The 14302-nt window shown below is 39.4% G+C and carries 12 protein-coding genes; 10 read left to right on the forward strand and 2 right to left on the reverse strand.

The window, feature by feature from the left end:
- From BFP71_RS03465 to BFP71_RS03475, 3 genes are all read left to right on the forward strand, one after another.
- A complete protein-coding gene (locus BFP71_RS03465) occupies nucleotides 1-744 on the forward strand; it encodes a shikimate dehydrogenase family protein (protein ID WP_069834044.1) in 744 nt (247 codons plus the stop codon).
- A 48-nt stretch (nucleotides 745-792) separates the two neighbouring features.
- Entirely contained in the window at nucleotides 793-2817 is a 2025-nt protein-coding gene (gene uvrB / locus BFP71_RS03470; protein ID WP_069834045.1) for an excinuclease ABC subunit UvrB, read from the forward strand.
- A 134-nt stretch (nucleotides 2818-2951) separates the two neighbouring features.
- Nucleotides 2952-4295, forward strand: a complete 1344-nt coding sequence (locus BFP71_RS03475; protein ID WP_069834046.1) for an ammonium transporter — start codon at nucleotides 2952-2954, stop codon at nucleotides 4293-4295.
- A gap of 55 nt (nucleotides 4296-4350) precedes the next feature.
- Here BFP71_RS03475 and BFP71_RS03480 read toward each other — a convergent pair whose 3' ends face one another.
- Both BFP71_RS03480 and BFP71_RS03485 read right to left on the reverse strand, forming a co-directional pair.
- A complete protein-coding gene (locus tag BFP71_RS03480) occupies nucleotides 4351-4956 on the reverse strand; it encodes a superoxide dismutase (RefSeq protein WP_069834047.1) in 606 nt (201 codons plus the stop codon).
- A 36-nt stretch (nucleotides 4957-4992) separates the two neighbouring features.
- Complete coding sequence (locus BFP71_RS03485; RefSeq protein WP_069834557.1) at nucleotides 4993-5439, reverse strand: nucleoside deaminase; 447 nt, start codon at nucleotides 5437-5439, stop codon at nucleotides 4993-4995.
- 84 nt (nucleotides 5440-5523) lie between these two features.
- Between BFP71_RS03485 and aspS the strand changes: the two genes are divergently transcribed.
- The 7 genes from aspS (at nucleotide 5524) to BFP71_RS03520 (ending at nucleotide 14296) form a co-directional block, all read left to right on the forward strand.
- Nucleotides 5524-7269, forward strand: a complete 1746-nt coding sequence (aspS, locus tag BFP71_RS03490; protein WP_069834048.1) for an aspartate--tRNA ligase — start codon at nucleotides 5524-5526, stop codon at nucleotides 7267-7269.
- A 71-nt stretch (nucleotides 7270-7340) separates the two neighbouring features.
- Complete coding sequence (locus BFP71_RS03495) at nucleotides 7341-9410, forward strand: GAF domain-containing SpoIIE family protein phosphatase (protein ID WP_069834049.1); 2070 nt, start codon at nucleotides 7341-7343, stop codon at nucleotides 9408-9410.
- A 23-nt stretch (nucleotides 9411-9433) separates the two neighbouring features.
- Nucleotides 9434-9778: an STAS domain-containing protein gene (locus BFP71_RS03500; RefSeq protein ID WP_069834050.1), complete on the forward strand. Its 345-nt coding sequence runs from the start codon at nucleotides 9434-9436 to the stop codon at nucleotides 9776-9778.
- The gene (locus BFP71_RS03505) at nucleotides 9768-10190 is read left to right on the forward strand and encodes an ATP-binding protein (RefSeq protein ID WP_069834051.1); all 423 of its coding nucleotides are present in this window, start codon (nucleotides 9768-9770) and stop codon (nucleotides 10188-10190) included. The genes BFP71_RS03500 and BFP71_RS03505 overlap by 11 nt, the downstream gene beginning before the upstream one ends.
- A 5-nt stretch (nucleotides 10191-10195) precedes the next feature.
- A complete protein-coding gene (locus tag BFP71_RS03510; protein WP_069834052.1) occupies nucleotides 10196-12109 on the forward strand; it encodes a peptidylprolyl isomerase in 1914 nt (637 codons plus the stop codon).
- The gene (locus BFP71_RS03515; RefSeq protein ID WP_069834053.1) at nucleotides 12106-12978 is read left to right on the forward strand and encodes a peptidyl-prolyl cis-trans isomerase; all 873 of its coding nucleotides are present in this window, start codon (nucleotides 12106-12108) and stop codon (nucleotides 12976-12978) included. The genes BFP71_RS03510 and BFP71_RS03515 overlap by 4 nt, the downstream gene beginning before the upstream one ends.
- Nucleotides 12953-14296 carry a peptidylprolyl isomerase gene (locus BFP71_RS03520; protein WP_176723307.1) on the forward strand — a complete coding sequence of 448 codons (1344 nt, stop codon included), beginning with the start codon at nucleotides 12953-12955 and terminating at the stop codon, nucleotides 14294-14296. The genes BFP71_RS03515 and BFP71_RS03520 overlap by 26 nt, the downstream gene beginning before the upstream one ends.
- Nucleotides 14297-14302: the final 6 nt, after the last annotated feature.

A 14302-nucleotide genomic window follows, 5' to 3' on the forward strand; every position in this document is an offset into this window, starting at 1 on the left:
ATGCGAAAGTTTGGATTGATCGGTTACCCATTAAGTCATTCCTTTTCTAAAAAGTACTTTACCGATAAGTTTCTTCAAGAAGGTATAGAGAATTCAGTCTATGATCTTTACCCACTCAAATCGATCGGCGAGTTGGACCAACTCATTCAGGATAACCCAGAACTGGTCGGTCTTAATGTGACAATTCCGTATAAAGAAGCGGTATTCCCTTATTTGGATGAAATCGATCCACATGCCCAGAAAATCGGGGCAGTCAACACCATAAAAATTGTAGACAAGAAAAGAATAGGCTACAATAGTGACTATTATGGCTTTCAGGACTCACTAACTAAATTTTTTGGGGCTAATCCGACGCCTGAAAAAGCACTAATTCTAGGAACTGGTGGGGCATCAAAAGCGGTAAAAGTGGTCTTAGAAGATTTAGGCATAGATTACCAGTTGGTTTCTCGAAAATCGCATCCAGATTGCTTGACTTATACAGCACTGGTCGAATCACCTGAACTAATCAGTGAAGCACATTTAATCGTCAACACCACACCGTTAGGTATGTCACCGAATATTGATGAGCTACCAGAAATTGCATATGACAGACTAACCGAGAATCACTTTCTTTACGATTTAGTCTACAACCCTTTGAAGACAGCATTTATGCAAAAAGGAATTGAAGCGAAGTGTTGGGTGAAAAATGGTTTAGAAATGCTTCACGGCCAAGCCGAAAAATCTTGGGAGCTCTGGAATAAATAAGCGCAAGTTTAGCTTTCTCTAGTGCTTACTTACTATTAGTTTTATTCCATGGACTTCAAACTAACCTCCGACTTTGAACCTACGGGTGACCAACCAAAAGCAATTGAAGGCTTAGTGAAAGGTTTAGCAGCCGGAGAACCTGCACAAGTACTCTTGGGTGCCACCGGGTCGGGCAAGACTTTTACCATGGCTAACGTGGTGCAACAGTCGCAAAGACCAGCGTTAGTTCTGTGCCATAATAAGACATTGGCTGCTCAGTTATATGGAGAGTTCAAGACCTTTTTCCCAGAAAATGCTGTAGAATACTTCATCTCCTATTACGATTATTATCAACCTGAAGCATTTATTCCCAACAGCAATCTTTATATAGAAAAGGACCTTTCGATTAACGAAGAAATCGAAAAGTTACGATTGAGTGCCACCTCTTCCCTTTTAACCGGTAGAAGAGATGTAATCGTGATTGCCTCAGTTTCATGTATCTACGGTATTGGTAACCCAGATGAGTTCGGAAAAAATGTGGTTAGACTTCAAGTGGGTGATATCGTTCCTAGAAACCAGCTACTTTTTGCCCTTGTCGATATACTTTATAGCCGTACCGAAGCAGAATTTAAACGAGGAAATTTCCGAGTAAAAGGAGATACCGTCGATATATACATTGCTTATGGCGATTTTGCCTATCGTATTTATTTCTGGGGAGATGAGATAGAATCGATCCAAATGATCGATCCATCGACTGGAAAGAAAATCTCGGACGAAAAAATCATTACTATTTTCCCAGCCAATCTTTTCGTTACGGGAAAGGATGTGCTCCAAACGGCCATAAAGGAAATCCAAGACGACATGGTCGAACGCGTAACTCAGTTCGAAGATGATCGAAGATTCTTGGAAGCCAAACGCTTGAAAGAGCGTACAGAATTCGACCTAGAAATGATGAGAGAACTAGGCTACTGTTCTGGTGTTGAAAACTATTCGCGGTATTTCGATAGGCGACAAAAAGGACAAAGACCATTCTGCCTTTTAGACTATTTTCCTGATGATTACCTCCTTATTATTGATGAGAGCCACGTGACTGTTTCGCAAGTTCGTGCTATGTGGGGTGGCGATCGGTCTAGGAAAGAAAACCTTGTGGAATACGGATTCAGGCTGCCTTCGGCACTTGACAATAGACCCCTTAAGTTCGACGAATTTGAAGCATTGACAAATCAAGTAATCTATGTTAGCGCTACCCCTGCCGACTATGAACTGACCCGTACTGAAGGTGAGGTTGTGGAGCAGATTATCCGTCCTACGGGCTTATTGGATCCAAAAATAGAGGTGCGACCGTCCATCAATCAAATAGACGATCTGTTAGAAGAGATCGATATTAGGGTTAAAAAAGAAGAACGGGTTCTCATAACCACACTCACAAAACGGATGTCCGAAGAGTTGACGAAATATTTAGAGCGGGCAAATATTAAAGTAAGATACATTCATTCAGAAGTTAGTTCACTTGATCGGGTTGAAATATTGAGAGAACTGCGTTTGGGAATTTTTGATGTGCTTGTAGGCGTTAACCTATTAAGAGAAGGCCTAGATTTACCTGAAGTCTCTTTGGTGGCCATTTTAGATGCAGACAAAGAGGGATTTCTCAGGAATCAACGATCCCTAATCCAAACAATTGGTCGTGCTGCGAGAAATGAGAACGGACACGTAATTATGTATGCAGATGTGACGACGGATTCTATGCAGCAAGCCATAGATGAGACCAATAGACGTAGAAGCATACAAATGGCCTATAATGAAAAACACGGTATTACTCCGACTACTGTGAAAAAGTCGAAAGAGGCTATTATGAGTCAAACAGGAATCGCAGATTCCAAGAAAGGTCACAAATCCTATTATGTTGAAAGCGAAGAACATTCAATTGCAGCGGATCCAGTGGTAGCTTATATGGATAAAAATGCGCTTGAGAAGATGATACAAAAGACTCAAAAATCTATGGAAAAAGCCGCGCGTGAGTTAGACTTTATGGAAGCCGCCAAGTTACGTGATGAGCTAACTGAGTTGAAAGAATTACTCAAAACCAAAAAGTAGGAAATCGATGATTTCAAACGATTTCATGTAATTTTTAATTTTTAACCTCGTTCCGAGACCTATAATTCATTAATTTACTGTATCTAAAGTATTTAAGGTTCATTTTTGAGCCTAATCTGACTAAATTTACAGAAATGAGAAAAGAATGGATTCCTGGATTTGCCCTACTCATTATAGTGGCATGTGTTTGTTTATTAGATTTTTCATCAGGTGAGTCCATTGTGCCTGAAACAAATATAGACGCCGGAGATACTGCGTGGATGTTAGCAGCGACTGCGCTCGTCTTACTGATGACTCCAGGCCTTTCGTTCTTTTATGGTGGAATGGTAAGTAGAAAAAACATCATTTCTACCATGCTACAAAGCTTTATATGTATGGGGGTGATTACACTTGTGTGGGTACTTGGTGGATTCAGTTTAGCCTTTGGTGATTCTATCGGAGGTTTTATTGGAGACCCAAGGACTTATGCATTCTTTAAGGGTGTTGGTGGTAGCACTCAAGCGGATCTTTCGCCCACAATCCCATTCATTCTTTTTGCCCTTTTCCAAATGAAGTTTGCAGTGATTACCCCAGCATTAATTACGGGTAGCTTTGCTGAACGTGTCAGATTCTCAAGTTTTATGTTATTCATCGTGTTGTTTAGTATTGTAGTTTATAGTCCACTCGCCCATATGACGTGGCATCCAGAAGGCTTTCTAAGAACTTGGGGAGTTTTAGACTTCGCTGGAGGAACGGTTGTACACATGTCAGCTGGTTTTGCGGCCATAGCTGCGGCAATAATTTTAGGAAGAAGAAAAAATCATGGCAGACTTCATAAGCCTGCCAACATCCCTTTTGTACTGTTAGGCACTGGACTTTTATGGTTCGGTTGGTTTGGGTTTAATGCCGGTTCGGCACTTGGCGCAAATTCTGATGCCGCCTTAGCATTTGCTACCACTACTGTAGCTTCAGCTGCCGCCATGCTCGCATGGGTAATGTACGATGCCTTAATGGGAAGAAAAATATCCGGACTTGGGGCAGCTATTGGGGCAGTCGTTGGGCTGGTCGCCATAACGCCAGCTGCTGGCTTCGTAACAACAGGCCAAAGTGTATTTATAGGTGTTGCAGGAGCGATTATCTCAAATATTGTAGTGTATTACAAAAACAAGACAGGCATAGACGATACACTAGACGTTTTTCCATGCCACGGCGTAGGAGGTATAGTCGGCATGATTTTAACAGGTGTATTTGCTAAGGATGTAGGACTAATCTATGGGGACCCTTCAACATTTTGGAAGCACATGGCCGCTGTATTCTTAGTTGGTGGTTATACTTTCGGTGCATCTTATGCATTATTTAAAATCACTGATCTGATTATTCCTATGAGAGTCAACGAAGTTTCTGAGGAATTAGGCCTAGATATCAGTCAACATGGAGAGAGCATGTCAAAAAGTAAAACACCAGAAGAAATCTCTGAAATGATGAAGAAGGCTTCTTAAATAAAAAGGCCAACTCTTACGAGTTAGCCTTTTTATTGTTGAAATCTAGATTTTTCTATTTGCCTGCGGCGTATCTTCGACTTACTTCATCCCAATTGATCACGTTGAAAAACGCGTTGATGTAGTCAGGTCTTCTGTTTTGATAGTTCAGGTAATAAGCGTGCTCCCAAACATCTAAGCCCAAAATCGGAGTTCCACCACAGCCCACATTAGGCATTAAAGAGTTATCTTGATTTGGTGTAGAGCATACTTCTACCTTACCGCCTGAGTGAACACAAAGCCATGCCCAACCAGAACCAAATCTTGTAGCCGCAGCTTTCGCAAAAGCATCTTTAAATCCTTCAAAAGAGCCACAAGCCTCATTAATCGCATTGGCCAAATCTCCAGAAGGTTCTCCTCCTCCATTTGGAGACATAACAGACCAAAAAAGGCTATGGTTATAGAAACCACCACCGTTATTTCTAACTGCACCGTTATCGCTGTGATCAGCCAAAAGCTCTTCAATGCTCTTGCTTTCCATTTCAGTTCCAGCGATAGCATTATTTAAATTATTTGTATATCCAGCATGGTGCTTACCATGATGAATCTCCATTGTTCTTGCGTCAATATGCGGTTCCAAAGCGTCTGTTGCGTATGGAAGTTGAGGTAGTTCGAATGCCATAATTGATTTGATTTATTTTATCTAAAAATTGTAATTCTATCTAAGTCTTGCAAAAAACTCTTTCAATAGCTTTTCACTGTTTTCTTTTAACAATCCAGAAGTCATTTCTGTTCTGGGATGAAGCAAATTTTTATCGTGCCGGCTAAAACCTCGCTTCTCATCTGCTGCTCCGTAAACTAATTTACCTAGTTGAGCCCAATAAAGTGCCCCTGCACACATCACACAAGGTTCTAAAGTTACATAAAGCGTACACTCATTTAAATACTTTGCTCCTATTGCGTTAAATGCCGAAGTAATCGCCAGCATTTCTGCATGCGCTGTTACATCGGTGAGCATTTCTGTTTGATTGTGAGCTCTAGCAATTATCCGCTTTTCAGCCACTACTACAGCACCGACAGGAACTTCTCCTTCTCGAGCAGCGAGTTCAGCCTGCTTGAGCGCTTCCCCCATAAAATACTCGTCTTTGTGTACACTCAGCTTCATTTTAGCTTCTGTTTTCAATGTAATATTAAACCCAATTGCTAAAACAATTACTAAATTTGCCACTCATTTTTAAAAGCTGTAGAAATGTTAAGATCACATACTTGTGGAGAATTAAGAAAAGCGCATGTAGGTACGGAAGTCGTCCTAAGTGGATGGGTGCAACGCTCACGTGATAAAGGTGGCCTTTTGTGGATTGACTTACGAGATCGCTATGGCATAACACAACTGACTTTCGACGAAAGTAAAAGTGATGCCAAAGTTCTTGAAACAGCTAGAAAACTAGGGCGGGAATTTGTTGTACAGGCAAAAGGATTAGTAGTAGAGCGATATTCTAAAAATGACAAACTCCCTACAGGCGAAATAGAATTAGAAGTTACGGCATTAGAAATTTTAAATGCTGCTAAAACTCCCCCATTTATTATAGAAGACGACACCGATGGTGGAGAAGATTTAAGAATGAAATATAGATACCTCGACTTAAGAAGAAACGAGGTAAGAAGTAAACTCGAAGTAAGAAGTAAACTCGCGATCGCAGTGAGAAATTATCTTGCCGATCTTGAGTTTATTGAGGTAGAAACACCCGTCTTAATCAAATCCACTCCAGAAGGAGCGCGTGACTTTGTGGTGCCATCTAGGATAAATCAAGGTCAATTTTATGCTCTACCTCAGTCTCCTCAGACTTTCAAACAGCTATTGATGGTTTCTGGGTTTGACCGATACTTTCAAATAGTCAAATGTTTTAGAGATGAAGATTTGAGAGCAGATCGGCAACCTGAATTTACCCAAATAGATTGCGAGATGTCATTCGTAAATCGAGACGATGTTTTAGGTGTCTTCGAGGGAATGACTCGACACCTTTTCAAAACAATAAAAGGGGTTGAATTGGATAAATTCCCGCACATGACTTATGCCGACGCCATGGAAAAGTATGGTAGTGATAAACCAGACGTTAGATTCGGAATGGAGTTCATCAACCTAAATGAACAAACCCAACAAAAAGGATTCAATGTTTTTGACCAAGCTGAATTGGTCGTCGGTATTTGTGCCAAAGGTTGCGCTGACTATACTCGCAAGCAACTAGATGCACTTACGGACTTTGTAAGAAGGCCTCAGATTGGTGCAAAAGGCATGGTTTATATGAAATGTAATGCCGATGGCTCCTATAAGTCATCTGTCGATAAATTTTATAGCCAAGATGATTTAAAAGGATGGGCAGCAAAAGCAAATGCTGAAGCTGGAGACTTAGTGCTTGTGCTGTCGGGCGACAAGAACACCGTTCGTAAGCAAATGAACGAACTAAGATTATACATGGGCGATGCTCTTGGTTTAAGAAACCCAAATGAGTTCAGTCCGCTGTGGGTAGTTGACTTTCCATTGTTAGAATGGGATGAGGAAACCGAACGGTACCACGCCATGCACCACCCTTTCACATCTCCTTTATTAGAAGACATAGAAAAGCTAGATGCCGAACCTGGAGAAGTAAGGGCGAATGCTTATGATATGGTGATCAACGGAGTGGAAATTGGCGGCGGTTCTATAAGAATTCACGATAAGGAGATGCAAAAACTCATGTTCAAACACCTAGGTTTTACTGATGAAGAGGCAAAAGCTCAGTTTGGTTTCCTTATGGATGCATTTGAGTATGGTGCCCCTCCACATGGTGGTATCGCCTTTGGCTTTGACCGACTATGCGCGATGTTCGGAGGTTCTGAAACCATCAGAGACTACATAGCATTTCCTAAAAACACTTCTGGAAGAGATGTAATGATAGATTCGCCATCTCCGGTAGACGAAAACCAGTTAAAGGAGCTTGGAATTGGACTATCTTGAACAATGATTATTTAAAACTCTTCGTTTTATAGAATCAACCAATACCTTATTTTGTAGCTTCGGAAGAATTTATGTCTTTGAAAATCCATTTTACACCGAAGTTCTACATGCGTGCAAGCATGACAATGGCCGTTTTGATGTGGGTCATTGCTACGCTTATACAAATTTTAGAGGTGTTGGCGGCAAAGAGCTCTCTTGACTTAGAGATTTCAAAGTACATTCCAATCCTTCTTGAAGACTTATTCTACATCTTCATTATAGTTTATTATCGTTTTAAAATCCTTTCCGTAGAAAGCGGGGGCTTTGTAGATCTTTTATGGCGTGTATTTGCCATCGGACTCGTCACTACGGTAATCTCGCTATCAATTATGCTATTCAATTCCGAAATAGCTGATAGTAAGTTGGGTGAAAACGAGTTTTTGAACCTACTCCTTTTCAATACAAATAGAGCTTTAATCTCAGTTTTCCTGATTAGTACTTTAACCGTTTGGAAGAAGTTAATACTCTATCAGAAATCGAGAAGTTTAGTCGTTTACTGGAATATTTTCGAATCAGTACTTCTGATTTCTATATTCTTTAACCTGACAGAATTCACCCTTCAGAACAACGTACTTTTTCAAGTGCTATTTGCCATTATGGCTGTCATGGCAATCATTCTATCAGGGAATTTGAAATGGGTTGCTTACCTCAACTTCAAGCAAAAATGGAAGAGTGTTCTAATCATTCTACTCATTACCATTTACATATTCTATTTCTTTAATTACCTCTATGTAGCTTCTAACGATGCACTAGAACGACTCAATACGATCGATAATTTATTCATCATCGTAGTCTTTACCTTCTTACTCTTTTATAGTGTGTTTTCTGTTCTGGTGATACTCTTCAACCTACCGACATCTTCGGTTTTTGAAAAGAAAATGGAAGAAGCCATTAACTTTCAACGGTTAAGTCAGTCGATCCAACAAGGAGAAAACGAGGACCAAATCTTCGATGTATTACTTAACTCATCCATGAACGCCGTTTATGCAGATGCAGGTTGGATCGAAGTCACCTTGGATAACGCCGAGTCTAAAATTATTTCCAAGCATATCAGCCGAGAAAATCTTAATAGGGTAAAAGAGCAAATTCTTACCAGCAAGAATAGAACGGTTATAAAAAACCCTCTGGCAGTAAATTCTGATTCGGATAGAGTATTGGTCAACCTCAAAAAATCTAATTATAAATCTGTTTTCGTAGTGCCTCTCATTATTCAAAATGAGGTAAAAGGATTTATGTACCTGCTCAATGAAGTATCAGACAGCTTCAATAAAGAGATGATTTCTATCATTAACACTTTTGCAAGTCAGGCGAGTGTATCGATAGAAAACTTCAGGTTAATGGGTGATGCCCTATTAAATGAAAGATATAAGGAAGAGTTAAACATTGCCAAAAGTGTTCAAAGGGCCCTTCTTCCAAAAAAGTTAGATCACGACAGCGCATTTTCTATTCATGCATTCACTGAAGCTGCGGCCGAAGTTGGAGGTGATTACTATGACACCTATCAACTGAGCGAACATAGGTTTGTCATAGTCATTGGTGACGTGTCAGGAAAAGGAACCTCGGCGGCTTTTCACATGTCGCAAATGAAAGGAATCTTCCAAAGCCTAGTTCAGCTAGATCTTTCGGCGGAAGAATTTCTATTCCATGCCAATACCGCCTTGAGCAAGTGTTTAGAGAGAACTTCCTTTATCACACTGACCTACTTTATAATTGATACACAAGAAAGGACTATCGAGTTTTCAAGAGCTGGACACTGCCCTACTTTATACTATGAAAAGAAAAAGAAAGAGACCAGGTTCCTGGAAAACAAGGGACTAGGCCTTGGAATTATTCGTAACTCGACTTACAAAAACTTTATTCAGGTGAATAAAATGTCTTTCGGCAAAGATGATATCATCGTATTGTATACCGATGGAATTTCGGAAGCATCGAATGCCGATCATGACGAGTTTGGTTACGATCGTATGAAAAACTTATTAAATCAAAATGCGCATTACGATCCAACTATGATTCAAAAAGTCTTTATCAGCAAGCTCTACGAGTTCTGTGGCGGCAAAGACCTAGATGATGATTATACCATGTTGGTGATCAAGTTTAACTAATTATCGTAGAAGAGATTAAGACTATGATTGATATAAAAACAGAGACGGAAAACAATTATCTAATTATCTGCGTAGAAGGAGAAGCAGACGCAAGTTCTTCAATTCATTTGGACAAGGCCATTAGAGATGCTATTGACCAAGAGAACAAACATTTACTTGTCGACTGTACCAAACTTAACTATATCTCTTCCGCAGGTTTAGGTGTTTTTATGTCCTACATTGAGGAGATATCAGAAAAATCAATCCACTTCGTGTTGTTCGGGCTATCCGAAAAGGTGTTTAAAGTTTTTGGCATCTTAGGATTAGACCAACTTTTGACAATTAAAGAGAATAAGGAAGAAGCAGTTTCTGTGTTCAATGGCATATAGTTTCGACATACCGAGTAGCAAGAATAAATTGAGGCAAATGCGTCAGTTTGTGACTGATGTGCTAAATAAGCATCATGTATCTGATATTGAAGTCAATATGATGGTGCTAGCTGTGGATGAGGTTTGTGCCAATATTATCATTCACGGGCACCCTACCGATGATGAGAGTAAAGTAAAACTTTTGATTGATTTCAAAGCCGACGGTATTTGGTTTAAAATTATCGATCATGGAAATGCTTTTGACATTATGAGTTATGAAACGCCTTCTTTAGAAGACCTTATCAGAAGAAAGAATAAAGGAGGAATTGGCATTATGCTGGTTAAGAAAATCATGGACGATATCCAATTCAAAACAAGCCCGTCTAAGAATACACTCGCTCTCTACAAAAAAGTAGCTTTTACCAACCCATAGTAACAATGAGAGTTTTTTGCTCATTTTTATTGTGCCTCATAAGCATAAGTCAAACCCTCGGCTTCCAGTCTAAAGATGTAGTTCTGGCTACAGTAAACCAAGTCGAAATTTCTTCAGGAGAATTGCTCTATGCTTTTGAAAAAACTAATAGCTCTGGCGAAAACTTATCTTATGACTCCTTAAGTGCTTATTTAAATCGCTACATCGATTTTAAACTCAAGGTTTTAGAAGCTCGCCGACAAGGTTATGATACGCTTGCAGCATTAAAAACTGAGTTGCAGGGCTATGTTTCGCAAATCCCAAAGCCTTATTTGGTGAGTAAAGTCGATGAAGACTCACTGGTGAATGAAATTTACAAGAGAATGCATACTGAAATTGATGCCTCTCATATTTTGATCCCCTTGGCCCCTGAAGCTACCCCAGAAGATACTCTAAAAGCTTATATGCTCATAGATAGCCTCAGAGTAGCTGCTGATAGTAAAAATACATTTGAAGAACTAGCAAGGCAGTATTCAAAAGACGGTTCTGCTCTTCAAGGAGGTAATCTTGGCTGGTTTACAGCTATGGATATGGTCGGCCCGTTTGAAGATGTGGCCTATTCTACCCCTGTGGATCAAGTATCGACAATAGCTAAAACGAGATTTGGCTACCACATTATTTATGTAAACCGAAAGAGAAAGTCGAAAGGTAAGCTTAAAACGTCGCACATCTTCTTTAACAACAAGATTCAGAATGATGATGAAGCCAAAAAATCAGCTGCCAGCATTTATGATTCATTAAAAAATGGAGCGGATTGGAATACGATGGCAAGACTCTATTCTCAAGACAATAACACAAAAATGAAGGGTGGTGAACTCCCTTTGGCCAGAATAAAGCAATTACCAGATGATTTTATGGATATTGCCTACTCCTTGGATAAAATCGGTGACTTTTCAGCACCGCAGAAGACCAGTTTCGGTTGGCATATCGTAAAACTTGATGGTCAACAGGAGATACCTCCGCTTTCTTTAATTAAGTCAGAAATAACCCGAGTAATAGAGAAGTCAGGTAAAAAAAGTCTTGATCACGAAACACTATTCAAAAAGCTTAAAAACGAAAATCGTTATCAAAAGGCCGAGCAAACCTATAATGAGCTAGTCAACGCCCTTTCAAACAAAAACCTAGAAAAGATCCAAAAGTTGGGCTCTGAAACACTGTTTACGATCGGCGCGAAGAATGTTTTAGCACAAGGCTTTATAAATTTTTTACCCTCAAGAAATATCGCTCTGGACCCAATTGTTTTAGAATCTTTTTATCAGGATTATGAAGAACAGGTTATTATCGGTTATGAAGACTCTATCGCCACACAGAAATACCCAGAGTATGGATTTTTATTGAAGGAATACGAGGAAGGGCTTTTACTTTTTGAAATTATGCAAAATGAAGTCTGGAATAAAGCGATAACTGATTCTATACAGAATCGAAATTTCTACGAAAGTAATATTCAAAACTATGCGGTAGGTGTAAGGCTTCACGTTCAAGCAGTTTCGGGATTGGATGAAAAAAGCTTGGATCAACTCATTAAAATTCAAAAAAAGTCAAAGAATAAAAGCGATCTAAAACAAATTGCTGATGAGCATTTGGGGCGCTCAAAACGATCGCTGTTAAAAATTGTAAAAAGAACAATTAAGGTATCCGAAATACCTAATTTCGAGCCAGTTGGAGTAAAATCTGGCTCATGGGTATACAATTCAGCGACTGGTGAACATTATTTGGTCGAAGAATTTATACCTGCTGGAACCTATAAGTTCGAGGAAATTAAAGGTTTAGTAATCTCTGATTATCAGGATTACTTGGATGAACAATGGATTCAATCGCTTAGAGAAAGAGCAGACATTAAGATTTATAAAAAAGCGTTAAAGAGTATTAGCACGAATTGAATTACAAGCCGTTTACGATATTAGCATTTTCACTATTCATAACCTCCTGCGACTATTTATCTAAGTCGAATGAGAGTGGGACCGCTAATGGCCGAAACATAGTCGCTAATGTGGGCAATGCTTACCTTTATAAATCTGATATCTCTTCCTTGGTTTCGCCGAACGCAACCGAAAAAGACAGCCTGAGGATAACAGAACTATTTGTAAAAAACTGGATTAAAAAGGAGCTGCTTGTCAAAGAAGCTGCAAATAATGTCCGAATAGATCAGTCAGAAATCGATCGTAAAGCCTCTGATTACAGATATGCCTTAATTGCTTATGAGTACCAAAAATTGATTGTCCAAAACTCCTTAGACACACTGGTGACCGAGGATGAAATCAATGCCTATTATGAAGAAAACAAGGACAATTTCACTTTGAGGCAAAATATTTTGAGAGGGCGTTTTCTAAAAGTAAATAAAGATGCCCCTAAGAAAAATGACATCAGAAGGTGGCTCAAATCAAATCGACCACAAGACATAGAGTCGTTAAGATCATACGCTTTCCAGTTCGCAGACAACTACTCGCTAGAAGATTCGGTTTGGTTGAAACTTGATGATATTATTAAAAACTCACCCTTTTCGACCATTTCTAACAAGGTTCAATTTCTTAGAAGAAACAGGTATGTAGAAGAGGCGGATTCTACCTACCTTTACCTACTCAAAATTGACGAGTATAAAATTTCTAAGGAAGCATCGCCATTAGAGTTTGTGCAGGAAGAGATCAAGGATATAATAATCAATAAGAGGAAGGTAGCCTTGGCTAAAAGTTTGGAGAATGATATTTATGAACGTGCAAAGGAAAATGAAGACTACAAGATTTATCGTTAAAACAGCTTTAATCATCTTGCTTCTTACACCATTTACTGTTTTGGCACAGGAAGGTGAAGTAGTGGATAAAATTATTGCTAAAGTTGATGACAAGATCATTTTGAAGAGTGAGTTAGAATCGGCTTACATTCAATTTTTAACAAGTCCTGATGCACAGAATTTTCAAGGAGATGCTAGATGCGCACTGCTCCAAAACTTCGTTGAAGGTAGAGTGCTCCTTATCATGGCCGATATTGATTCCACGTTTGTTGAACCTGCCAGATTGGATTATGAAATGCAAAGTAGAGGTCAGTCAATTATTCAGCGCTTTGGCTCAGAAGAGGCTATACTCCAAAACTACGGAAAGACTTTAGATCAGATTCTGAACGAGCTAAAACCTACTATCGAGGATCAAGTACGAATGGAAATGCAGGAAAGCAATATTCTAAAAGATGTTGTGGTAACACCAAAAGAGGTCCGAAAATTTTTCCAAAGATTCCCTAAGGATAGTCTTCCTTTATACCCTGTAGAATATGAAGTTGGAGTCATTATAAAAGAGCCAGAAGTAAGTGAAGAAGAGAAGGAAAAGGTTAGAAAAGAGCTCATTGCGCTTAGAAACAAGGCACTTAATGGTGAAAGCTTCGAGATTCTAGCCACATTTAACTCTGAGGGCCCATCAGGACAAAATGGTGGAAACCTAGGGTTTATGGCTCGTGGAGCGCTAGACCCCGCATACGAAGCAGGCGCTTTAGCCTTGAAACCGGGTGAAATTTCGATGCCCGTTGAATCGGACTTTGGTATCCACATTATTCAATTGGTAGAAAAACGTGGAAATGAATTTCAAACGCGTCATATTCTAAAAACACCGAAGCCAAACGCTCAAGATATTCTCGATGCCGATGAGTTTCTGAAAGACCTTAGAAAACAAATTTTGGCCGATAGTATAACTTTCGAAGAGGCAGCGAAACTTTATTCAGACGACAACAGTACTAAGATTAATGGTGGTTTTTATACCGATCAATTTGGTTCGATTAGAATATCGGCGGGGAGTCTAGACCCAGATTTATTCTTTGAAATTGATAAACTGAAAGACGGTGAAATCTCAATGCCAGAAAAAATACAGGTTGGACAAGACGCTCAAGTTTCAAGAATAATCTTCCGCAAAAAGAGATATGCTCCTCATAGGGCTAACTTAAAAGACGATTACGAAAAGCTAAAAGCGGCTACCACCCAAATGAAAAAAGCCCAGAAACGTGCCGAATATCTTCAAGAAAAGATGAAAGAGGTTTATCTTGACATTGATCCTGAATATGATCGCTGTGGCATTATCAACAAATAATAAATA

It is taken from the genome of Roseivirga misakiensis (assembly GCF_001747105.1).
GTDB classification, from domain to species: Bacteria; Bacteroidota; Bacteroidia; order Cytophagales; family Cyclobacteriaceae; genus Roseivirga; species Roseivirga misakiensis.